The organism is Streptomyces sp. NPDC048269 (assembly GCF_040652395.1).
Taxonomy (GTDB): domain Bacteria; phylum Actinomycetota; class Actinomycetes; order Streptomycetales; family Streptomycetaceae; genus Streptomyces.
In genome coordinates, this window is the sequence record NZ_JBEZLW010000068.1 from 1 (window position 1) to 21,604 (window position 21,604).

17 protein-coding genes and 2 pseudogenes are annotated in these 21,604 nt (G+C 69.8%); 9 read left to right on the forward strand and 10 right to left on the reverse strand.

Annotated elements, in window-relative coordinates; genetic code table 11:
* Positions 1–240: 240 nt before the first annotated feature.
* Positions 241–888, forward strand: a complete 648-nt coding sequence (locus AB0D48_RS35005; protein WP_362406570.1) for a hypothetical protein — start codon at positions 241–243, stop codon at positions 886–888.
* Positions 889–1,095: 207 nt separating this feature from the next.
* Here AB0D48_RS35005 and AB0D48_RS35010 read toward each other — a convergent pair.
* Both AB0D48_RS35010 and AB0D48_RS35015 read right to left on the reverse strand, forming a co-directional pair.
* A pseudogene (locus AB0D48_RS35010) lies at positions 1,096–2,307 on the reverse strand (IS3 family transposase).
* A 69-nt stretch (positions 2,308–2,376) separates the two neighbouring features.
* A pseudogene (locus AB0D48_RS35015) lies at positions 2,377–3,105 on the reverse strand (Helicase associated domain protein); the annotation flags it as partial.
* Positions 3,106–3,334: 229 nt separating this feature from the next.
* On the opposite strand from AB0D48_RS35015, the gene AB0D48_RS35020 reads away from it, so the two are divergent.
* Both AB0D48_RS35020 and AB0D48_RS35025 read left to right on the forward strand, forming a co-directional pair.
* Positions 3,335–3,646: a hypothetical protein gene (locus AB0D48_RS35020; protein ID WP_362406573.1), complete on the forward strand. Its 312-nt coding sequence runs from the start codon at positions 3,335–3,337 to the stop codon at positions 3,644–3,646.
* 1,075 nt (positions 3,647–4,721) lie between these two features.
* Entirely contained in the window at positions 4,722–5,933 is a 1,212-nt protein-coding gene (locus tag AB0D48_RS35025; RefSeq protein WP_362406576.1) for a beta-ketoacyl-[acyl-carrier-protein] synthase family protein, read from the forward strand.
* Between the two features lie 325 nt (positions 5,934–6,258).
* Here AB0D48_RS35025 and AB0D48_RS35030 read toward each other — a convergent pair whose 3' ends face one another.
* The 3 genes from AB0D48_RS35030 to AB0D48_RS35040 all read right to left on the reverse strand — a co-directional run bounded on the left by AB0D48_RS35030 (position 6,259) and on the right by AB0D48_RS35040 (position 9,701).
* Positions 6,259–6,825 (reverse strand): sterol desaturase family protein, encoded by a 567-nt coding sequence (locus AB0D48_RS35030; protein WP_362406579.1) that lies wholly within the window; start codon positions 6,823–6,825, stop codon positions 6,259–6,261.
* A 391-nt stretch (positions 6,826–7,216) separates the two neighbouring features.
* Entirely contained in the window at positions 7,217–8,287 is a 1,071-nt protein-coding gene (locus AB0D48_RS35035; protein ID WP_362406582.1) for an NAD(P)-dependent oxidoreductase, read from the reverse strand.
* 310 nt (positions 8,288–8,597) lie between these two features.
* Positions 8,598–9,701, reverse strand: coding sequence for an N-acetyltransferase (locus AB0D48_RS35040; protein ID WP_362406585.1), 1,104 nt, complete (start codon positions 9,699–9,701; stop codon positions 8,598–8,600).
* Positions 9,702–10,010: 309 nt separating this feature from the next.
* On the opposite strand from AB0D48_RS35040, the gene AB0D48_RS35045 reads away from it, so the two are divergent.
* The 3 genes from AB0D48_RS35045 (at position 10,011) to AB0D48_RS35055 (ending at position 14,067) form a co-directional block, all read left to right on the forward strand.
* Positions 10,011–10,379 carry an acyl carrier protein gene (locus AB0D48_RS35045; RefSeq protein WP_362406588.1) on the forward strand — a complete coding sequence of 123 codons (369 nt, stop codon included), beginning with the start codon at positions 10,011–10,013 and terminating at the stop codon, positions 10,377–10,379.
* Between the two features lie 89 nt (positions 10,380–10,468).
* Positions 10,469–11,677 carry an aminotransferase class I/II-fold pyridoxal phosphate-dependent enzyme gene (locus tag AB0D48_RS35050; protein ID WP_362406591.1) on the forward strand — a complete coding sequence of 403 codons (1,209 nt, stop codon included), beginning with the start codon at positions 10,469–10,471 and terminating at the stop codon, positions 11,675–11,677.
* Positions 11,674–14,067, forward strand: coding sequence for an MMPL family transporter (locus AB0D48_RS35055; RefSeq protein WP_362406594.1), 2,394 nt, complete (start codon positions 11,674–11,676; stop codon positions 14,065–14,067). The genes AB0D48_RS35050 and AB0D48_RS35055 overlap by 4 nt, the downstream gene beginning before the upstream one ends.
* 551 nt (positions 14,068–14,618) lie before the next feature.
* On the opposite strand, the gene AB0D48_RS35060 is transcribed toward AB0D48_RS35055, so the two are convergent.
* Entirely contained in the window at positions 14,619–15,494 is an 876-nt protein-coding gene (locus tag AB0D48_RS35060; protein WP_362406597.1) for a class I SAM-dependent methyltransferase, read from the reverse strand.
* A 268-nt stretch (positions 15,495–15,762) separates the two neighbouring features.
* Here AB0D48_RS35060 and AB0D48_RS35065 point away from each other — a divergent pair, with 268 nt between their 5' ends.
* Positions 15,763–15,948 carry a hypothetical protein gene (locus tag AB0D48_RS35065; protein WP_362406599.1) on the forward strand — a complete coding sequence of 62 codons (186 nt, stop codon included), beginning with the start codon at positions 15,763–15,765 and terminating at the stop codon, positions 15,946–15,948.
* Between the two features lie 108 nt (positions 15,949–16,056).
* Here AB0D48_RS35065 and AB0D48_RS35070 read toward each other — a convergent pair whose 3' ends face one another.
* Positions 16,057–16,971: a hypothetical protein gene (locus AB0D48_RS35070; protein WP_362406602.1), complete on the reverse strand. Its 915-nt coding sequence runs from the start codon at positions 16,969–16,971 to the stop codon at positions 16,057–16,059.
* Positions 16,972–17,599: 628 nt separating this feature from the next.
* Here AB0D48_RS35070 and AB0D48_RS35075 point away from each other — a divergent pair.
* Complete coding sequence (locus tag AB0D48_RS35075; RefSeq protein WP_362406605.1) at positions 17,600–18,412, forward strand: transposase family protein; 813 nt, start codon at positions 17,600–17,602, stop codon at positions 18,410–18,412.
* Between the two features lie 114 nt (positions 18,413–18,526).
* On the opposite strand, the gene AB0D48_RS35080 is transcribed toward AB0D48_RS35075, so the two are convergent.
* From AB0D48_RS35080 to AB0D48_RS35090, 3 genes are all read right to left on the reverse strand, one after another.
* Positions 18,527–18,739, reverse strand: a complete 213-nt coding sequence (locus AB0D48_RS35080) for a hypothetical protein (RefSeq protein ID WP_362406608.1) — start codon at positions 18,737–18,739, stop codon at positions 18,527–18,529.
* 417 nt (positions 18,740–19,156) lie between these two features.
* Entirely contained in the window at positions 19,157–19,459 is a 303-nt protein-coding gene (locus tag AB0D48_RS35085) for a hypothetical protein (RefSeq protein ID WP_362406611.1), read from the reverse strand.
* A 198-nt stretch (positions 19,460–19,657) separates the two neighbouring features.
* Positions 19,658–20,875 (reverse strand): PQQ-binding-like beta-propeller repeat protein, encoded by a 1,218-nt coding sequence (locus AB0D48_RS35090; protein ID WP_362406614.1) that lies wholly within the window; start codon positions 20,873–20,875, stop codon positions 19,658–19,660.
* Positions 20,876–21,248: 373 nt separating this feature from the next.
* Here AB0D48_RS35090 and AB0D48_RS35095 point away from each other — a divergent pair, with 373 nt between their 5' ends.
* Entirely contained in the window at positions 21,249–21,512 is a 264-nt protein-coding gene (locus AB0D48_RS35095) for a hypothetical protein (protein ID WP_362406617.1), read from the forward strand.
* The last annotated feature ends 92 nt before the right edge of the window (positions 21,513–21,604 follow it).

Consider the following 21,604-nt stretch of genomic DNA (forward strand, 5'->3'; position numbering starts at 1 on the left):
ATCAACCAGAACCAGCGGCTGCCATGGTCCTTCCTCGCCCACACCGGCCTGACCATCCACCCACCACACCCACACAACTTACGAAAAACTCAGTAGGGCCTGTTGTGAAAGTGCTGGTCGCAGCATTTGGTTGATGGCTGCGACCAGCACGGGTCGCTTCGTAGCGGACGGCAAGTAGTGAAACCGCGTGCCGCCGAAACGCGGATGCTGGCCGGCGTCAGCGTGTGGCAGGGTGCCCGCATGTCCAACGGCGCTTCCTATCCCGTCTTCCGCACGTCCGACCCGGCAGCGGCCCTCACTTTGGCGCGTCGGCTCCTCACACTGGGCGAGCGGGAGTACGCCCAGGTGTCGGTGGACGTGGAGCTCTGCACGGTCGCGGAGGTGCTGCGGCTGCGTCGGGCGCTGCCGGACACCTGGTTCCGCACTGAGAACGACGACTTCTGGTCGAGGGATCCTGACGAGCGGGCGGAACTGCGGTTCGAGTTCCATGCGCCGGAACTCTCAGAGGACACGGATGACCTGCGCCCCCTGCTCCCGCTCTGGGCGTCGATGCTCGACCAGCCCGTCGGCAGCGTCGAGGACGGGTTCACCGCCTTGGTGGGCGCGAACTACGGCTTGATCCGCTGGGACCAAGTGATCTGGCCGGAGGTACCGGAGCTCGGGTACGGCGGCAGGGTCGAGCACGACGGGGTCACCCTGGTGTTCAACTGCGACGACGCCGTAGCCGACCGGCAGGTCGGCACCCACACTGTGTGCGTCGACGTCCACCGGACCCGCGACGCGCAACGGTACGCCGCCTGGCTGGCCGAGCAGGTCGACCCGGTCGGTCATCGGCCCGCCGTACGCCTAGGGTCTTTCGTGAGAACGCTGGTTACAGCCATTCGTTGATAGCTGCGATCAGCACAGATGCCCCTATGGATGTCAACCGGCGTTCTCGGGGCGTCCTGGCTGGTCGGCCGGAGTGCTCGGGGGAACGATGAGCCGGTAGATCTCTCGTGCGACATAGCGTTTGAGACAGCGGATGCAGTGTCCAGGTGTCCACATCAACGGGGGAACTTCACGTTGAGGTTGATCCCGGGGAGTGGACACCGGGTTTCATGCGACAAGTGACAGCGTACGTGTCGTGATCAGTTGTTGTTCGAACTCGGCTGGTGTGCGGTAGCCGAGCGCGGAGTGGCGACGGCGCCGGTTGTAGTAGGAAAGCCAGCGGAACAGCTCGAGCCGGGTCTGTGCCTTCGATGTCCAGCGGCGTCCGTGGAGCAATTCGCGCTTGAGGCCTTGGAAGAACGACTCGGCGAGGGCGTTGTCGTAGCTCGAGCCGACCCGGCCCATGCTGTGGCGGATGCCGTGCCGGCGGCAGACGTCGGCGAAGGCGGCCGCGCTGTACTGGGCGGCCCCTGTCGGTGTGAAAGACGACGCCGGGGACCCGGCCGCCACGGGTGGCCACGGCCATCTCGATCGCGTCGGTGACCAGCGAGGTGCGCATGTGGTCCGCGATCGACCAGCCCACGACCTTTCTCGAGCAGATATCGATGACCGTGGCGAGGTAGAGCCAGGTCGGGCCGACGGCTATGTAGGTGATGTCGCCGCACCATTTGGTGTTCAGGGCGTCCGCGGTGAAGTCGCGCATCACCAGGTCCGGCGCCGGCGGCGTGGTCTTGTCCGCGACCGTCGTGCGCTTCTTCTTCAGCAGGTGTCGGCCGACGATGTGGTTGACCCGCATCAGCCGGGTGACGCGCTTGCGGTTGATCCTGTGCCCCCTCGCCCGCAGCTCGGCATGGACGCGCGGGGCACCGTAGGCGCCATGGTGCGCGGTGTGGATGGCGCGGATCTCTCTCACGGTCCGCTTCTCCTCGGCCTGGCGCTCGGCGCGGGCCTGTGCGGTGGCCAGATGCTGGTAATAGCCGGCGCGGGACGCCCCGAGCACCCGGCAGATCCGCTTGACGCCGAAGTCGGCGCGGTTGTCGGAGATGAAGGCCCAGCGGCGGGGGCTCACTTCACCTCCCGGGCGAAATAGGCGGCTGCCCGGCGCAGGATCTCGCGCTCCAGCCGCCACTCCTGCTCGGCCTTGAGCAGCCTGGCGTTCTCAGCCCGCAGCCGGGCAAGCTCCTCCGCCGCACTGACGCTGCCGTCGCGGCCCTCGGGCGTGGACTGGGCCTCGTCCTTGCGGACCCACGTCCGCAGCGACTCCGCGGTGATACCGAGATCCGCGGCCACCGCCGCGTACCTCCGCTTCCCGGCAGCGGCGCGATAGAGCGCGACAGCGTCCTTCCTGAACTCCTCCGGATACGGAGACTTGCGTCCCACCTGGACATCCCTCCCTGGACCATCAAGATCCATTGTCAGGGTGTCCACTCCAAAGGGTCAGCCTCAGCGCACGACCTCGCCCGCCGTGGTGGGCAGCGTCTCGCCGGTGTCCAGGTGCTGGCGGACGAGGTGGAAGCAGCGCTGCCAGGTCACCGGCCACGCCGGGCACCACGAGGGGTCGATCTCTTCCAGCTGCTCGCGCCGCTCTCGCGTCATCGCCCCGGCCGAGGATTCCACCGGCAGCCCCTCGGCGCGCCGCTGCTCGATGTCCTGTGCCTTCCGGGCGGCGGCCCGGGCGTTCTTCAGCCAGATGCCCACCGGAGCGCCCTGGAAGGCGGCGTCCAGCGGCGCCAGGAGGTGGCCGTGTTCGGCCGCCCACCCGCGCGCGGCGGCCAGGCCCTCTGCCCAGGCGACGTCGAAGTGGGACCAGACCATCCCGAGCTTCTCCAGCTGCGCGACGAGCACCTCGGCGGCGTCGCACCTGGTGCACGCCGCCGTCCCCGGCCGCGCGAGTGCGTCGAGCGCCTCCATGGTGCCCAGCGGCTTCGCGCGGTCGGCGGCGAGCCGGCACCCCTCGGCGTGGACCGTTGCGCCCGCCTGCGGGTGCGGCCGTCCAGCACCCAGGCCCACCGGGCCGGCGCCGCGGTGGCGGCCCGGGGGTGCTTGGGCACGGCGTCCAGGTCCACGCCGGGGATCGGGCGGAGCTGTGCGGCAGTCACCCACGTGCTGTACTCGACCGGCTCGGCGCCCCCGCCGACGGCTGTCTGCCACAGGGGAACGCCTATGCGATACATCCACAGGCCGGAGTCCAACTGCTGGCGTTCGTAGAGCCGTACCCGCTCGATCTCCTGCCTGTCCGGGAGGAGCAGCGTGATCGGTACGGGCGGTCGTTCAGGGGCAGGCACGGATCAGCTCTGGGGCTTGACGATGCGCGGACGGGAATTCGAGTGGGCGGCGTCGTGAACGACAGGCCGGTGAGCCACGGAAGAAGCGGTTCTACGCGTCCTTCAGCGACACCGAACTGGCCGTGGTGCGCACCGCCGCGGAGCGCGAGGGGATGGCGTCGGCGGCGTGGGCGGGACGTCAGGTGATGGCGGTCGCGCAACACGTGCTGGTGCCGGTCTCCCGGGACGCCGGGGACGTGCTGCGGGAGCTGGTCCAGGCCCGGGTCCACCTGCGGGAGACCGTCGCCGCCCGCCGTTTGCTGACCGCCACCGGCCCGTCCGTGGCCGGCCTCCCTGAGACGGCCGCCGACGTGGTGAAGGAGACGCTGAGGGCGGTGGCCCGCATGGATGCGGCGACGGTCCAGGTGATGCGCGAGAGGCGCCCCAGGTCGTGATGCCGAAGAAGGCGGAGAACGGCTCGACGACGATCGACGCGGCTGGTGGGCGGACTGGTCCGGGCACGCGGGACCGGCCCTGGCGTCGGCCTCACCGGCATCCGCCGACGGCATCGGTGACTTCCTCTGTCGGAACGTCCTTGCCCGCCGTCCAGTTCAAGGTGGAGGAGACAGGCCTCGGTGGCGGCACCGGGCGCCCCGTACCCGTGGCCAGCGGTGAGGGCGAGCGCGGCGGTGGTCTTGCCTGTGGTGCTGCTGCGTGTCGGCGACGTCCTCGTGCGGCTTGGTGAGGATCTGGGCGGTGAAGCGGATGACGGCGCGGGCGATGCCCTCGGCTGCGGCGGGGCCGGCCTGCTCGTGCCAGGACCGCAGGGTGCCCAGGAAGCAGATCCCCAGCTCGAACGGCGCGAACGAGTCGTCCTCGCCGGGGTCGGGCAGGTTGGGCGAAGGTGCGGGCCGACGCGCTGGGCGACGTCCACGAGCAGCGCGGGCAGCCGCGGCTCGGCTGCGGCGAAGTCGGCCGCGGCGTCGGCGTCGTCGGCCTCCACGGCGCGGAGGTAGTTGAAGGCGCTGATCACGTCGTTGGGGGAGCGCGGGGCGAGCAGAGCGACGGGCATGGAGAACGTGACGCCGACCGTGGTCTCGGTGTCGTAGCGGACGGCGTGCAGGCCGGTGATCTTGTTCTCCGCCCGCCACCGCAGCAGGGCCCGAACCCGTCAGCGGTAGGGCCAGCATGCTAGGCATCGCTCCGCCCCGTTCCGTGTGAGCCCCGCCTGCCCGCGCTGTTTAGCCAACGGTCCGGAAGGGTCGTTCTGGCCGCGGCGGAGGATCGGAAGCAGCACCTCGGCGGCGTCGCACCCAGTGGACGCCGCCTTCCCCGGCCGCGCGAGGGCATCGAGCGCCGCCATCGTGTTCAGTGCCTGGGCCTGAGCCGTCCATGACATGTGCGTGTAGAGCCGTGGGCTGAGCTGTGTGAGTGACTCGGCACGGTTCTTTTTCGTTTTGCGCGGTGGATGTACGGCTTTGGGTGCCGTGCGCGGTCCGGCGGAGAAGAGGCTCGGCGGTGGTTGGTCATGTGGTCGTGGTCACAGGTGTGGGGTTGGTGTCACCGGCCGGTGTGGGGGTGGAGGCGGCGTGGTCGGGGTTGTGCGCGGGAGAGTCGACGGCCGCCGTTCAGCTGGGACTGGCGGGGCTGCCGGTGGAGTTCGCGTGTGCCGTCCCGGCGTATGACGCCCGTGAGTGGCTGGGGGGCCGGTTGGCGTGGCGGCTGGACCGGTTCACGGGGTTCGCGCTGCTTGCGGCGAGAGAGGCCGTGAGTTCTGCGGGGCTGGGAGCTGGGGAGTGGGAGCCGGACCGGGTGGCGGTGGTGGTCGGGACAGGTTCGTCGTCGATGGAGGCGTGGCCGCCGGAGTTCGAACTGCTGGCGTCCGGACAGGCGCATCTGGTATCGGCGTTCGCTGTGCCCCGTTCGTTGCCGAGTATGTCGGCGGGGGAGGTCAGCACCGACCTCGGGACGCTTGGGCCTAGTTTGACGACCAGCACCGCGTGTGCCTCGGGGGCGACCGCGATCGGGATGGCGATGGACCTGCTGCGGGCGGGGCGGTGTGACGTGGCGGTGGCCGGCGGCGCTGAGTCAGGCCTGGGCCGTATGACGGTCGCGTCGTTCGCCGGTATGAGGGCGTTGTCGAGGCGGTCTGGTGATCCGCGGGGGGCTTCGCGGCCCTTCGACACCGGGCGGGACGGGTTCGTCCTGGGGGAGGGGGCGGGCTTCTTGGTGCTGGAGCGGGAAGCGGACGCCCGGGCCCGTGGTGCGCTGCCGCTGGCTTTCCTGGCGGGGTACGGCGCCTCGGCCGACGCGTACCACTTCGTCACCCCTCACCCGCAGGGCCGCGGCGCGGAGCTGGCGCTCCGTCAGGCGCTCGCTGACGCCGGCCTGAAGCCTGGGGATGTCGGGCACGTCAACGCCCATGGGACGGGGACGTTGCACAACGACCGGATGGAAGCCCTGGTACTGCGGAGGATGTTTCCCCAAGGCCCGGTGGTGACCGCGAACAAGAGCATCATCGGGCACGCACTGGGGGCGTCCGGGGCGATCGAGGCGGTGCACTGCGTCCTGTCGTTGCGGGACCAGTTGGTCGCGCCGACGGCCAACCTGGAGTGTCAGGAGACGGGTGCGGAGCTGGACCTGGTGACGGGGGCGCCGCGGCAGTGCGGGTTGGAGGCGGTGGTGTCGAACTCGTTCGGGTTCGGCGGGCACAACGCCGCGCTTGCTTTCGTCCGGGCGTGATTCCCCGGCCGGTGCCGCGGCGAAGGGGCGGGCCGTTCACGGGGTGGGGAGGTAGTGGGCGATTCCTTCGGCAAGGGGGACGGCGCGGTGAACCCCGGCTCCAGCTGCTGACCTTGTTCCGGTTCAGCGCCGGCACGAAGCCCGAGAGTAGCCCGGCGGCTTCGGCGGCGCAGGCTGCTGGGTAGGCCGCGGTGGCGGGGAGTGGCAGGACGAGCGGGGGGCGGCGGCCCAGGGCTGCCGCGACGGTGGCGCATAGCTGGGTGCCGGCTCTGATGCAGGTGGTCGGCCGGGCGAACTGGTGGGTGCCGGCATGGGCTCGGGGAGATCAGCGGGGGGCGGTGCCGAAGACGTGGTCCCAGTAGGGGCAGCTCACGCCGAAGCCGCGACGTTCGTCCTGGAAGTGGTGGCGCAGGTGACGGTTGCGTAGCCAACGCCCGAGTGCAGTAGAGGGGCGGTGGTGGTGCATGTGGAAGTGCAGCATGTCGTACACCACATAGCCCACGAGGAACCCTGCGGTCGCAGCGGTTCCCGGCCCGTCGCCCGCCAGGAGCCGGGACACCTCGAACACGCCGAACGCGCTGGGGACGCTGACGGATGGGGGCATGACCAGCCGGCGGGGATCGTTGGGGTGATCGTGGTGGACACCGTGCACCATCCAGTGCGCTCGGCGCCCCCACTCGGTGCCCGGGGTGAAGTGGAAGAGCGCACGGTGTACCCAGTACTCCGTCAGCGTCCATACCCCGTAGCCGAGAAGTAGGTGACTCAGGAGCACCGGAACGCTGACATGGCTGAGGGCCCGGGCGAGGAGGAGCACTACAACAGGAGCGAACAGCAGCAGGGGAACGACGGGATGGACTCGGGTGAAGCGGTCGAGGGCCTGGGAGCGGAACATGGGCGGAGAGGCCCGCAGCCGGTCCGCACGTGTCCCCTCACTGGTGAAGCCAGACTGGCAGCTTCGCTCGGACTCGTCCGTTGTCATGGCCTTTTGTCTCCTGCTGGTGTCGGTCCGGCTCTGGAACGCAAGGCGCGCGCCCCTTCGAGGTGCGCATGCGGACGGAAGGCACCCCCGCCGCCGCGGTGACGGAGAGCGGTGCGCCAGTGCGCGCGGCCAGAGCCGGTCGCCGCACGCTTGCGCGGCCAGAGTGTCCAGCCCCCGGTTGCGGTACTTGGGTTTCACGCTTGGTGCGATCAGCCGGCGCCAGTCGATCCGCCGAGTCGCCTTGGCGTCCCTGATTTCGTCTGGGCGCGATTCCCCGGCCGGTGCTGCAGCGAAGGGCGGCCGTTCACAGGGTGGTGAGGTAGTGGGCGATTCCTTCGGCAAGGGGAACGGCGGCGGTGAACCCCAGCTCCAGCCGTGCTCTTTCGGTGGAGCATGTCCACGCGGTCTGCCGTAGTTCCTTGACCTTGTCCCGGTTCAGCGCCGGCACGAAGCCCGAGAGCAGCCCGGCGGCTTCTGCGGCGCAGGCTACGGGGTAGGCCGCGGTGGCGGGGAGGGGCAGGACGAGCGGGGGGCGGCGGCCCAGGGCTGCCGCGACGGTGGCGCACAGTTGGTGCCAGGTGTGCTCGACGCCGTCGCTGACGGTGTAGATGCCGGACACCAAGTCATCCTGGCGCACGGTGGTACCCCGGTGGCAGGCGCTGGTGAGGGCGTCGCACAGGTCGTCCACGTGGAGTAGTGAATATCGCTTGGGCCCCAGGCCGCCCTTGATGACGAAGCCTGAGCGGATCATGGGCAGAAGGGCGGGTAGGAAGGCGGGGTCGCCGGGCCCGTAGACGATGGGCGGTCGCAGGATGACGACCTGTAGGCGTTCGGCGTGGTTACGTGCGGCGTTCTCGCCGCCAAGTTTGCTGCGCCCGTAGTGCGAGACCGGTGCGGGCAGCTGGTCCTCGGTGCGGGGGCGGCCGTCGAGGGAGGGGCCGGCGGCGGCCAGTGAGGAGCAGAGCACCAGGCGGGGCGGTGTGGGCAGGTCAAGCAGGGCCTCGGCCAGCCGGCGAGTGCCGTCCGTGTTGCACTGCTGATAGCCGCGCGCGGTGCGGGCTTTGACGACGGCGGCCAGGTGGATGACGCAGTCGGAGCCGAGGGCCGCCGCGCGGAGTCCTTCGCCGGTGGTGAGGTCGGCGTGGAGGATGCGGTGCGCGGTCAGATGCTCCGTGCGGGAGCTGCGGCGAACCAGGGCGGTGACGGTGTTGCCGGCCGCCATGAGACGGGCGCACAGGCGGCGGCCGACGAAGCCGGTGGCGCCGGTGACCACTACGCGCAGCGCCGGTACCGGGAGCCGGCTGGAAGTGCCGGTTCGTTGTGAGGCGCCGGGCAAGGCCGACGGGGCCGGTGGCTCGGCCGGGATCCGGCTCATCGGCAGTCGCCCGGCTGAGGGTGGAAGCGGGGCAGGTTGTCCTCGGAGGGCAAGGTGTGAATCGGTGCGCGGCGGACGGTATCGGGAAGAGTGGACTGGGCGGGTTGCCACGGCTGACCGCAGCCGAGCGGGCCGTCGAACGAGCGTCCGCTGCTCCATGGGTGGGGAAGCCATTCACGAGTCCGGAGCAGATGCCGTTGGAGACCGGCTTCCTCGGCGGGCACCAGGTCGTGCAACAGGGCGGAGTCGTGCTGGGCGGTCATGGACACGGGCCGGGTCCTCCTGGGCGCGAGGCGAGCGGGAGAGGTGGTCACAGCTGACGCTGGTAGAGGCGGTACGTCTTGGTGACCTGGCCGCCCAGGTACTGGAGACTGCCGGCCGCGATGGTGTTGGTTTCCAGAACCCAGGAGGCCTCGGCCGTGCGGTATCCGAGACGGGCGCCGGTACGGGAGATGTGGGCGCCCAGCAGCATGGCGATGGGGCTGTTGCGGTGCTCTTCCCTTACGCCCAAGGCGACGATGCGCAGGGCGTCCGTGCGGCGGCGGGCGCGCAGGAAGCGGAGCAGGCCGATCGGCACGCCCCAGGTGTGGAGCCGTCCGCCGGCGGCGGCCTGGGCGGGAGCGAGGTCCGGCAGGACGAGAGCGAATCCGACTGGCTCACCGTGGAGTTCGGCGAACACGGTCAATTCGGGAATCAGGAAGGGACGAAGTCTGCGGGCCTGGGCGAAGAACTCGCGTTCGGTCATGGGGGAGAAGCCCCAGTTCCGGTCCCAGACGTCGTTGTAGAGGGCGAGCATCCGCCTTGCCTCGCCGTCGAAGTCGTTCAGGTCGACGGGGCGCAGGCGCAGGCCCTCGCGGGCGGCGGCCAGGTCGGCGAGTCGGCCGACTACCGGTTTCTCGTGCACGGTCGTGGGTAGCTCCCACGCGAGCAGGTCCACCGCCTTGGTAAGCCCACAAGCCTCCAGCAACCTGGGATGGGAAGCGGGGTTGTACGGCATACCGATGGCGGGCCAGCGGTCATAGGCGTCCAGGAGAACGCCCAGCTCGTCATGGACCGTGAGGTTCACCGGGCCGAGGACGGTCTCCAGGCCTTCCGCCCGTAGCGCGTCACAGGCGGCACTGACCAGGGCGCGGGCCACGTCCTCGTCGTCCTCCGCGGCGAACAGCCCGAAGAAACCGCACCGGGCCCCGCGGGAGGCGTTGTGCCGGGGGTTGGTCACGGCGGCGATCCGCCCCACGGCGCGCCCTGACCGACGGGCCAGGAAAAGCCGGACGTCGCCGTAGTCGAAGAACGGGTTGGCCCTGCGATCCACAAGCCGTCGTTGGTCCGAGCGCAGTGGCGGCACCCAGTACGGCTCCTTGCGATACAGCCGGTACGGCAGGTCCAGGAAGGCTGTTCGGTCACGGCGGGTCAACACCTCGTGAATCCGGAGCCCCTCGGGGCGCGGTGTGTCCACCGGACCGGCACCCCGGAAGGCGCTCGGTGTGCCGCCCCCCGGTGCCTCGGCGCCTGGAACGCTCGACCGCGCGGCTGCAATCACTTCGAGTGATGGCTGCGGGGCACCGTCGTGGTCCTCGGATGTACTGACCACGACGGCCCTCCTGGAAAGTGGGTAACGGCCCGGGCTCAGTCGGCCCTGCCGGGCTCTGGTGGGACGGCGACGCACCCTATCACCGAGAGCGCTTGACTGATTACTTTGTGTAAATCGAGCGGTTGCGGCATAGTGCGGAGCCATCCATCTGGACGATGCCCCCAGATCCCACGTCAAGCCCGCCCCCTTTGTGGAAGGACTCCCTTGGAGACCGCTGCTTCTCAAGCTTGTGTCACGCCCGACTCCGGCACACGGAGCCGGGTCAAGGAGATCGTGGCATCACGGCTGGGCCAATCACCCGAAGACCTCGACGAGAACGCCACCCTGGAAACCGCGATGTTCGACTCCCTCCTGATGGTCGAAACCGTCACCGCTGTCGAGCGTGAGTTCGGCTCATCCATCGACCTGGCATCCCTCGCGGACGCGGTGACCCCGTTGACCACGCTGGCTCAACTCATGGACGACGTGACGCGCTGCGCCGTACCTGCCGGCCAGCACTGACCAGGACCGCGCCCGGGTCCCAGCGGCCCCCACGCGAAATCGTCGATGCCTCGGCGCCGACCGCTGGTGAGCGACCAGGAGAGCAAGTGATGAACCTCAGCAAAGCACTGTGCACGACCCTCGACACGGTCGATCGCTGGCGCAAGGAGGACTGTTACCCGTTCTTCCCTGTGATCACCGAGGCGGCCTCGACCGTCGCCCGTCTGCACCTGCCGACGGCCGGGCCCGACCAGACGGACCGCCAGGTCACGGTGCTGAGCTCCGCCGACTACCTCGGCTTCGCTCACCACCCCGAGGTGACCGGTGCTGCCGTGGAAGCGCTGCATCGCTTCGGCACCGTCACCTACGGCACCCAAGCCGTGGGCGGGTTCACGTCTTTGCACAGGGACCTGGAACAGACCGTCGCCGAGTTCTTCGACCGCCCCGCCGCACTCCTGTGCGCGACCGGCATGCAGGCAAACCTCGCCGTGCTCGGCAGCCTCTTCCGGCCGGGCGACACCGTGATCAGCGATCGGTTCAATCATGGGTCGATCACCATGGGCGCCCGCCTGTCCGGCGCCACCGTGCACACCTCCCGGCACAACGACACCGACCACGTCGCCCAGCTGCTCGCCACGGCACCCTCCACGGGGCAACGGGTGATCGTCGTGGACGGGCTGTTCAGCGCCCACGGCGACCTCGCCCCACTTCCGGAGCTGGCTGACCTCGCGGAACGGTACGACGCCCTGCTCATGGTCGACGAGGCGCACAGCGCGGGTGCCCTCGGCGCCCACGGCCGCGGGGCAGCCGAACACCTGGGCGTGCTGGAACGCGTGGACCTGATCACCGGAACCTTCAGTAAGGCCTTCGGCTCCACCGGCGGTTTCGTCTGCGCGGGCGAGCGCGTCATCGACGCTCTGCGGCACTCCTCCGCCCCCTACGCCCTGTCCCTCGGCCTGCCCCCGGCCACGGTCGGCGCCGCACTCGCCGCCATGCGCCTGGCCCGACACGAAGGCACCGACCGCCGCGGACGACTGGCCCACAATGCCCGCCTGCTCCATCACCACCTGGATCAGGCCGGAGTGGACCGGGCACAATCCACGGAACACGTCGTCATCGTCCCGATCGGCGGAGTAGATCGCACCGCCCGCGTCGCCCGCCGGCTCCTGGGCGACGGCCTCCTCACCAGCCCGCTCTTTCCACCGGCCGTACCCATTGGCGGCGGCCGCCTGCGGATGGGGGTCACCGCCGCACACCACGCCCAGGACCTGGCCGACGCGGCCCAGCTGATCGCCACCGCCCTGGCGACGACCGCATGACCACGAGCGCGTTCCGGGCAGCCCTGCAGCACGCGCTCACCCTCTCCCGTACCGGCCCCACGGGACGGCCCGAGCAGACCTTGCCAGCCACCAAGCAGGGGGCAGGCGGCCCCACCCCGCAGCCGGACCGGCACATACCGCCCCTGTGGACACGCATCGTCCTGCTCACCGCGACGCTGATCGGATGCGCGGCCGCCCTGCTCGCCCACGGCACTTCCGACCGGCTCTCACAAGGCGGCTGGACACCCGCCTCCGCGGATTCCATGCGCGCCGATTCCATCCTGGCCGGCCGTTTCGCTGCCGGACCGCCCCACCTGATCCTGCTCACCACCACCTCCGGCACAGTCGACAGCCCCGCGGCCAACCGCGCGGGCACGGCCCTCACCCACCGCATCGCCGCCGACCCCCGGACGGTCTGGGTCCGGAGCCACTGGCCCACAGCCCAGGTCCCCTCCACCGCGCCGCCAAGAACGCCAGGAACGCAGGGAGCGCAGGGAACATCAACACCTTTCCTGCGCTCCGCCGACCACCGCCGCGCGGCACTGCTGATCCGCTTCCGCGGTGACGAAGCCGCCGTCCGGACAGCCGCCGCCGACACCGCTGCCACCGCCACGCAACTTGCCGGGCCGCTACGGGTGTCCGCCTCCGGTGAGGCCGTCGTCCGATCCGAGACAGAACGGCTCAGCGACCTGGGCCTGCGGCGCGCCGAGCTGGTGGCCACACCACTCGTCCTGGCCGTTCTGCTCTGGGTCTTCGGCAGCGCGGCCGCCGCGCTGCTGCCGGTACTCATCGGCCTGCTCGCCGTCACCACCACCACCGCCTTCCTGCGGCTGCTGACCGAAGTGACCTCCGTCTCCATCTTCGCCCTGAGCATCACCACAGCGCTCGGCTTCGGGCTGGCGGTGGACTACAGCCTGCTGATCGTCAGCCGCTACCGAGAGGAACTCCACGCAGGCCGGCCACCCCACGACGCCATGTCACGGACTCTGCGCACCGCCGGCCGGGCCGTGGCCTTCTCCGCCGCCACCATCGCCATCTCCCTGTGCGCGTTGCTGGCCTTCCCGCTGCCACTGCTGCGCTCGCTCGCCTACGGCGGCGCCGCGGTGGTGGTGCTGTGCGCTGGAGCGGCGCTGCTGGTCCTTCCCGCACTGCTCCTGCTGCTCGGGAAACGTATCGACCAGGGCGACGTCTTCGCACGCTGGCGTCGGCCGCGCCCCACCCACCTCTCGGCGGGCACCTGGTACCGCGTGGCGACCACCGTCACCCGACGCCCGGCCCTCACCGCACTCGGTGTACTGGCTCTGCTGCTCCTGCTCGCAGCCCCGGTCACCCAGGTGCGCTTCGGCATGTTCGACGAACGGGTCCTGCCCGCGTCCTCACCCGTGGCACAGAGCACCCGCCAACTGCGTGCCGACTTCGGCGGCGACGCGGTCGACGCCACCGCGGTCGTCCTGCCCCACCTCACGCCGGACCGGCACCCAGCACTGGACAGCTACGCCCGCCGCCTGTCCCAGGTAAACGCGGTACGACGCGTGGACACGGCAACCGGCAGCTACCACAACGGCCGCGCGGTCTCCGGTCCAGGCCCACGGACCGCAGCGTTCGCCGATGACGACACCGCCTGGGCTTTCGTCTCCTCCGACGTAGCGGAACCGCTCTCACCCGACGGAATCCGCCTCGCCGAGGCGGTCCGCCGCGTTACCCCGCCGCCTGGCATCCACCCACTGGTCACCGGCCCCGGCGCCCGCCTCGCCGACACCCAGCACGCCCTGTCGGCTCGACTGCCCCTCGCCGCCGCGGGAACGGCGGCGGCGATCCTTCTCCTCCTGCTGCCCTACACCCGCAGCGTCCTCATTCCGATCAAAGCCCTGCTGCTCAACACCCTGAGCCTCGCGGCCACCGCCGGCGTCCTCGTCGCCGTCTTCCAACAGGGCTGCCTCGCCTCTTGGCTGGGCGACTTCACCACCGGCGGCATCACCGACGTCATCCTCCCCTCATTGATGTTCTGCGTTGCCTTCGGCCTATCCATGGATTACGAGGTCTTCCTCCTCTCCCGCATCGTCGAGGAACACCGCGACGGCACCCCCACCAGCGAAGCGGTCGCCACCGGCCTGCAACGGACCGGACGCCTGTTCACCGCCGCGGCAGCCGTCTTCGCCATCGTCATGGGCTGCCTCGCCCTGTCCGACCTGGTGCTGCTCAAAATCGTCGGAACCGGCCTCGCCGTCGCCGTCCTCCTGGACTGCACCCTCATCCGAGCCCTACTCGTACCCGCCACCATGCAACTCATCGGCCGGGCAAACTGGTGGCTTCCTCGACTGAACGGGCTAAAGCCACCTTGTCGCAGGGGCCACCCGGTCCGCTTCGTACGGGCAAAAGTGAGACGGTGAAGGAGGCAAGCTCACCCACCCCCCAAGCCACGACGAGCGTTCTTGAACGGATGGGGTGTCGAGCGCAGCGCCTGTGCGCTCTCCTCCCACGTTCCAGTCACGTTCCTGGATCGCTTCACGCGGGTGCAGCCCGCCGTCCCTGACCTCGTGCACGGGCCGGCCGGGGTCCTGCTGCTCGTCTCTGCCGCTTGGCATACCAAAGTTCTCCGCTGTTGAAGTGCAGCGTGCTCGGTTACGACACGTGAACGCTGGCCGAGTACAGGCTGCATCGCGTGCTGTTCCACTTCACCTACGCAGCCGGTGCCACACCAGCGTAAATGCATCCCCTCCCTCCCTCGACAAGGCCGGGACGGAGGCTGCGCAGCCACCACCTGGCCGCCCTTCAAGACAAATGGCTCAGCTTCGTCCCAAGCTGCCTTACAGGAGCCCCGTCGTCGGCAACGGCCCGCCGGTGAGCCCACCGCTCCGGGACGACCTGCGGATCTGCTCTCGTTTCTGTCCGGATCGCGGTACAGCGGCAACGCCTGGTGCATGCCCTGAGGACAAGAGGGCTAGGCGCGCGTTTCGAGGGTCAGTCTCAGAAGCGTGGTCCAGCGGCGCCGAAAGAGGCGGGCAGCGAGATCGAGGTACTGCTCGTAGCGTTCGACGGCCTCGGTTCCCACCAGCCGGACAGCTTCGCTTCTCCGGTCTTGAAGGTTGCGATGCCACACCGAGCACGTCCGCTCGTAGTGATCACCGTCATTCCGCATATGGACGATGCGGAACAGCCCGTCCATAGCCTCTTCGATTTCGGCGAGAAAGGGCACACTGGACTCCCGGAAGACCGACTCGGGAATCAAGGCGTTCTGGAACGTGTGAGCACCGGCGGGAAGCTCCGGACCCCAGGCGATCGTTTGCAGCGCGAGTCGTCCAGAGGGACGGAGCCAGGTGCGGCAGTGGGCGAAGAAGGTGCGGTAGGCATCCAGCCTGGCCGCGTCCGACATGCCCATGCGGGCAAAGTGTTCAAACGCGCCGATGGACACGATCGCGTCGTACGGTTCCGTCGGATGGTGATCGCGCCAGTTCTCGTTCAGGACCGTGACGCCGTCGATCTTTTGCTGCTGCACCCAGTGGCATTGCAACGGGCTGAGGTTGAGCCCTGTCGCATGTTGTACGTGATGGTGCCGGACCAGACGGTTCAGTGTGCTTCCCCAGCCGCATCCGATATCCAGCACGTGTCCGGTGTGCGGCGCGCGGGCCTGCTCGATCAGATAATCGATCTTGCGGCTCTGAGCCGAGGCGAGGTCGTCTTCGGCACCGTCCCACAGAGCACAGCTGTAGGTGAGGCTCCGGTCGAGCCACAGTGCGTAGAAGGCCGTGGGAAGGTCGTAGTGCGCCGCCAAAGCGGTGGCAGAGGCGCCCGCGTACGGGGTGATCGGGGCTGACATTGTGCGTCCCTGAGGTCGTTGGTGGTTGGCACCGCTGATGAGCGAGCCTCACGCCTAGGATCATGACGGCAGGCCGGAGGCCTCACGGGCGGCCCAGTCAGACAACGCCCGTGCCCTTGACCGGTTACGCCCCTCGCCGCGTCACTCGAGGCCCGTCACTACTGTCCCTCCCCACGACGAGCAACCCGAAGATGATCCCGCAGAGCCCCCACGGAGGGGCCGTAGCCCGGCGACGCCGACCTGCTGCTGATTTCGTCCGTCAGCACTGATGTCCAGAGAACCCGCCCACGCGCACATCGTGGCTGCCAAGACCGGCCTGCCCTGCCCGGTCTTCGACGTTTCCAACGCCTGCAACGGCGTCCTGAACGCCCTCGAAGTTGCTGACGCCCTCATCCGCTGCGGCCGCTGCCGGCGAATCCTGGTGGCCTGCAACCGGATGCCGGGTGCGGGGTGACGTGATCAGGTGGGGATGTCCGGCTGAGGGTGTGCTCGCCTCTCGCCGTCTCGGTGAGTTCGGTGGCTGTGCCCGGGCCGGCGGTGGTCGGCCCGGGCACGGGGGGTGTCACCAGGTGATGACGACTGCCCCGTCACCGCCATGGGCGCCTGCGGCCCCGTTGTGGCTGGAGAGTCCGGCCCTGCCGTCCAGGCCCCTCCATTTTTCGCCCTTGGCGTTGCCGACGTTGGGTTCCCATTCGCCTCCCTGGCCGCCGTCGCCGCCGCTGGTGCCGTGCGCTCCTGGGCCACCGTTTCCGCCGGCACCGTAGGACATGCCGTCCGCTACGGCCGCAGCGCCGCCGGAGCCGGAGGCGCCGTGGCTGCCCCCACGCCCGCCCTTTCCGGGCCGGCTGACGCCTCCCTTTTCGTTGTGGGTCCCGTCGGCCCCCTTGTCACCGGCCAGGCCGGCGCCTCCGGGCTGACCGGGCTTGCCCTCCACCACTGCGGCCTTCTCCCCAGACCTGCCGCAGGGGTATACGGCGGGGGAGTTGCCCCCGACGCCGGTCCCGCCCGCGCCACCGTCCTTGCCACCGGCTCCGCCGCCGCCACCGGCTCCGCCGGCAATTGTGCCGTTGTAGCCGCCGCCACCTCCCGAGCCGGCGCTGCCGGACCGCCCCGGCTCACCGCCGATTCCCCCCGGTGCACCCGCGACCGACTCCACGAATTTATTGCTTGCGTCACGGATCTCGATGTGCGAGCCGGAGGCGCGGCCGCCGACGTGTCCGCCGCCGCCGGCCGCACCACCGCCAGTCCCGTCGGTTCCACCACCGGCTGTGCCGCCACCGCCCTTCCCGTAAGCCCCCGCGGATCCGCTGCGGCCTCCCGCACCGCCCGGCACCCCGTCCCCGACGACGATCCGCAGCTTCCACCCCGGCGCCACAGACAGCCGGCACTGCACGAAGGAGCCACTGCTCGCGCCCGCACCGCCGCCGCCACCCGCACTGCCACCGCCGCCACCGCCCCCACCGCCGGCTGTCCCCACGAGGTTGGACCCTCCTCCGTTGCCGCCGCCGCCACCGCCGCCGGAACCTCCGGTTCCGCCGCCGCCGCCACCACCGCCACCGGCACCCCAGGAATACACAGTGATCTTGTTGACTCCCTGGGGGACTACCCAATCCCACTGTCCTGGCTGCTCCCACCGCTTGGTTTGCTGCGCGCTGTGGACATCAGCCGGCTGAGCCTGAACAACCTGGGTTCCGCTCACCACGGCCGCGCTTACCAGGACAGCCGCTCCGAGCATGTTTCTGATCATGGCTGCACAACGAACCGTGACCTCTCGCGTCACCTCCGCGGCCGACGGAACTCGCATCCCTGGTGAAGGTCACATGATCGGCTCTGTGTGCGGCCCGGCCTCGGCCTCAGCCGGGTGCTCTCCAATTCGGTGAACATCGACCCGCGGCGGAATCGACCGCCTCCCACTGCGCTGAACATCTGCTGACGCCACTCGGTTCTGGCACAGATCTTGGGGAGTCGTCGCGGAGCGTTACCCCGTTGTTCGATTGCGAAGAGTCGGGTTCGCGTGAGACCGCGTACGCCTTGTCGTCCAGTGATCATAATTGACGCTCCCTCAGATCCCTGCCACCCCCTGCTGCAGCCGGTTATGGCCGGTGATGGTGCTGGTCATGCAGACCGATGCACCGTTCTGGGATTCGCTGGTGTTCGACGGAATCGACGATGTGGATGTCGAGGCGGTCACAGCCGCGTTCGGCACGGTCGAGGTGGCGGCGAGAGGCCGCGCGGCCGGCGCTGCATGTCCGGACTGCGGCCGGTTCTCGGACCGAGTCCATGACCGATACCAGCGCAGGCTGAAGGACCTTCCACTCGCTGAGCAGGGCTTTGTGATCCGGCTGACGGTCCGGCGCTTCATCTGCGGGTCGGCGCACTGCCCGCGCCGAACGTTCGCCGAGCCGTTCTCGCAGCTGGCTGTCCCGCACGCACGGTTCACCACGCGGCTCAACCACGCCTTGGAGCGAGTGGGGCTCGCGCTGGCCGGGCGGGCCGGCGCCCGGCTGGCGGCTCAGCTGGGCTTCGGGGTCGGCCGGATGACCTTGTTACGGAGGGTCATGGCATTGCCCGATCCGCAGTTCAGCACGCCGCGTGTGCTGGGCGTGGACGACTTCGCGATCCGCCGCGGCCAGAGGCTGGCCACCACCGAGCTGCGCCGCGTTTCCCACCCGGGCCGGGTCACCTGGGAGCCCACCGATCAGGCCGAGCCCGTACCGGTTCCGCCGACTGTGGTCGATGGTGACGGGGACCTGTGGCTGCGGGACCGGGGCACTGGCACCTGGACCATGCCCGAGTTCAACCCGAAGGAGTTCCCGGCCCGCTGTGGCGAGGTTCTGACGTGGAACCAGCTTGCCCGCGAGTTCGGCCCGCTGACCGCACTGGCCGACGACCGCCGCATCGGCGGCGGCCGGCGCTGACCGCGCAGCCTTCTGGGATGACCGCGCCCCTGAAGCGCCCGTTACGGGTAGCTGGGAGCTCCAGCTCACCGCCGAGCTCGACGATGGCGGCGAGCAGGTGAGCGTGGTGGTCGGTCACGATGTCTCCATGTTGCAGCCGGATACGTCGTCGCTGTCCGGGGGGTCGGGGTGGAAGAAGCGGGTGTAGCGGAGTCCGGTCTCCGGAGTGATGTTGAACACCGCGCATAGGTGCTGCGGGTCAGCGCCGGTGACGGCGGCCTCTTCGAGGATTCGGTCCTCGCGAAGTTGCTGGGCGGTGACCGGGAGGCCGCGCAGCAGAGGCTGCATCCAGCCGGTTGTGACCGGGGCCCGGGTGTGCGCGGTCTGCGAGCTGATGAACACGTGAGGGTTGCGGGTATGTGGCCAGCGCTGGTGCCGGAGGTGGATGTAGTCGATGGCGGCCTGCTGGGTGAAGGCGTCGAGGGGGTGATCGATGTCGCCGAGCGTGAGCCGGCCGCGGGTGAAGTCGATGGCGGTGGTTTTGTAGGTGGCTTTCGGGAACGCCTGTTGTTCAGGGGCGAGAACGCACTCTTCCTCGGGGAAGTGGTGTTGCCGAGTTCTGAGAACGCCGCCGTGCTTGCCTCAGGGCCGTGGTTGTGCTCGGTACGACGTACGTCGACAGAACTCGGCCCTTGCTGTGCCCACCGACCCACAGACGCCCAGGCACCCCGGTCACCGCCGGACTCGACGAGGCTGGTGCCCCGGTCAGGGCGCGGGGGCAGGTGTTACACGGCGGAGGTATTCGTCGTACTGGCAGCCGGCGTCGGGATCGCCACCGGTCGGACACATCACGGGGTCATCCACCTCACCGAAGAGGAAGACTGGAACCCTGCAGTCGGGACCGGAGAACGTGAGCTGCAGGTAGGCACCGCGATCCGCCGGTTCGTCCAGCCCCGAACCGAAGTGCCAGCTGCCGGCGGACAGGTGCGCCCTGTCGCCGCAGGGCTCTGCCGCTGACAACAGGGCAACGTCGTCGCCGGTAAAACTTCCATTCTCGTGGAAGGTCAAGACCGTCCCCTCCCTGCTGCGCCACTGCCCCGCCAGCTGGTCGGCCGAAAGCCCCACGGCGTGGTACGCCGCAGAGTTGCAGGCAACTGTCACCTTGGGATCGTCGCGTTGCCCTGGGCGCACCGGCTACCTGTGCGTCCACCGCGCGCTCGCCGGCCCGATCGGAGGGGTGGGCGGCCTAGCTTCGGCGCTGGGATGTCATAGGCGTAGCGCGTGTATGCCTTTGTCGTTGGCGAAGTACAGCATCCCGTCGACGGAGAGGAGCGGGGGTCCCGTGGTGGTCTCTCCCGCACTCACTCGCCACAGGGCGTCACCGGTGCGGGTGTCATGGCAGTACCAGTCCGACAAGTAGCAGACGAACAGGCGGTTCCCGGGGGCCCCGTCCGCCGCATAGGAGGTGACATGGCGGGTACTTCGCCAGCGTTCACGCCCGGTGGCCGCGTCATGGGCCCGCAGCGTGGTGCGATCCTCGTCGAGGTGGTTCTCGCTCCAGCACAGATAGGCGCAGTCCCCGTCAGCGGCGATGATGGGGCTTTCGTAGAGCCTGGTCGAGAAGGCGGGCGCGGTCCAGCGGAGCTTGCCCGACGTGGCGTCGAAGGCCTGGAGCCGCTGTTGGTCGCGTTTGCTCGGGCCGGGGCCGCTGATGTAGACGGCGTCGCCGTGGGCCACCGGCACCGAGGAGTGCGCTGCCGGTGCGGTCCAGCGGACGTCGCCGGTGCGCGGGTCGTACGCCACCAGCTTCGAGCCGATGCCGACGTTGCCGTTGCGCCCGAAGAGCAGCCCCGCGGCGAAGGCGTCCAGGGTGCAACGGCCACCCGACTTCTCCAGCGGCGCCACCCAGCGGACGGCGCCGGTGCGGGGGTCGAGCGCGGTCAGGCTCCCGTCAGGCGGGTTGACGCACGCGAGGCCGTCGCGCACCTCCAGGAGCGAGGCTTCGGTCTGCCACCGCAAGTCCCCCTTCCTCGTGTCGAGTGCGTACAGGACACTGGGCGGCGGGTGGGGATCTTCGTCGTAGGTGGACGGATGGAAACTGACCAGGGCGACGGAGCCGCTGGTCCACACGTCCCCCGGGCTGGGTGTACGCAGGCGGCTCCCCGGGGCCTGGCGCCACATCGGCTCGCCGTCCGCGGTGCGCAGCGCGTGCACGGCGCCGCCGTCCGTGGCGACGAACACGGCACCCGACGTCGCGGCCGGTGCACCAAGACGGGGGCCGGTCAACGGTGCGCGCCAGCGCTCGCGCCCGGTGGCCGCGTCGACCGCGTACAGCCCGTCCTTCTTCGTCCTGACGTAGAGCACGCCGTCCTGGTGCACCACCGGAGCAGGCCGGACGCCCTTGCCGCCGCCGTCCTCGTCCAGCAGGGCGAAGGTCCACAGCGGCTTGCGGACCGGCGGCTTGGCCTCGCGGAGGCGGCTCACCGCCGAGGATGTCGCACGCGGCGTTGGTGAGGCCGATCCCGATACCAGCACCGGCCACCCACTTCACGACCTGGCGGCGGCGCACGTCCCGCTGTTCCCCCGTGGTACGCATCAGGGCAGGCTAAGCGACGCTTGCGGACCGGCGCTACACCACAGGGCGACGTCGACATCGTGCTCCGGCACCCAGGAGACGATCATCCGGCGCAGCACGTCTGTCGGTGCCTCGCGCCCGTCCATCGGCCCTCCGCCGCGCCGGCGCCCTCATAGGCGGCAGCCTCAACGCTCTGAGCGACACGACCGGGCAAGGCCGCCCTCGGCCTGGACCCGCGCACCGTCGGCAACGCCGAGGGAGGCCCCCTCGTACCCGAGCGCGATGGCCGCCCGCCCCCGGACCCACACCCTCACGGCCGGGTCCTCGGACTGGTCTGCGGCGGCGGCCGCCATCCGGTACCAGCGCACGGCTGCGGCCCCGTGGGGCCCCGGGGAAGGGTTTCGCGTACAAGGTCATCAGCCGGGCGGCGGCGGACCACAAGCGGGGCTGCTCCAGCTGCTGCTGCACGACGACGAGTTCGCCCGCACCGCGGCGCTGGATGTCGGCCGCGCCCATCGACATGTAGGAGCTGTCCCGCCGATCTAGTACTGCAACGGTTTTTGCTGTGATGGTTTGTTGGCTTCTGGTGGTGTGTGGCCGCGTCGTTTGTAGTGGCTGGTGCGGGCTTGGTGTTGTCG

Excerpts from the sequence above, each read along its gene's own strand:
- AB0D48_RS35005 (WP_362406570.1), top strand. The coding sequence starts at position 241 with ATGTCCAACGGCGCTTCCTATCCCGTCTTCCGCACGTCCGACCCGGCA.
- AB0D48_RS35030 (WP_362406579.1), bottom strand. The coding sequence starts at position 6,825 with ATGTTCCGCTCCCAGGCCCTCGACCGCTTCACCCGAGTCCATCCCGTC.
- AB0D48_RS35035 (WP_362406582.1), bottom strand. The coding sequence starts at position 8,287 with ATGAGCCGGATCCCGGCCGAGCCACCGGCCCCGTCGGCCTTGCCCGGC.
- AB0D48_RS35050 (WP_362406591.1), top strand. The coding sequence starts at position 10,469 with ATGAACCTCAGCAAAGCACTGTGCACGACCCTCGACACGGTCGATCGC.
- AB0D48_RS35055 (WP_362406594.1), top strand. The coding sequence starts at position 11,674 with ATGACCACGAGCGCGTTCCGGGCAGCCCTGCAGCACGCGCTCACCCTC.
- AB0D48_RS35060 (WP_362406597.1), bottom strand. The coding sequence starts at position 15,494 with ATGTCAGCCCCGATCACCCCGTACGCGGGCGCCTCTGCCACCGCTTTG.
- AB0D48_RS35065 (WP_362406599.1), top strand. The coding sequence starts at position 15,763 with ATGTCCAGAGAACCCGCCCACGCGCACATCGTGGCTGCCAAGACCGGC.
- AB0D48_RS35075 (WP_362406605.1), top strand. The coding sequence starts at position 17,600 with ATGGTGCTGGTCATGCAGACCGATGCACCGTTCTGGGATTCGCTGGTG.
- AB0D48_RS35080 (WP_362406608.1), bottom strand. The coding sequence starts at position 18,739 with ATGCAGCCTCTGCTGCGCGGCCTCCCGGTCACCGCCCAGCAACTTCGC.
- AB0D48_RS35095 (WP_362406617.1), top strand. The coding sequence starts at position 21,249 with ATGGCCGCCCGCCCCCGGACCCACACCCTCACGGCCGGGTCCTCGGAC.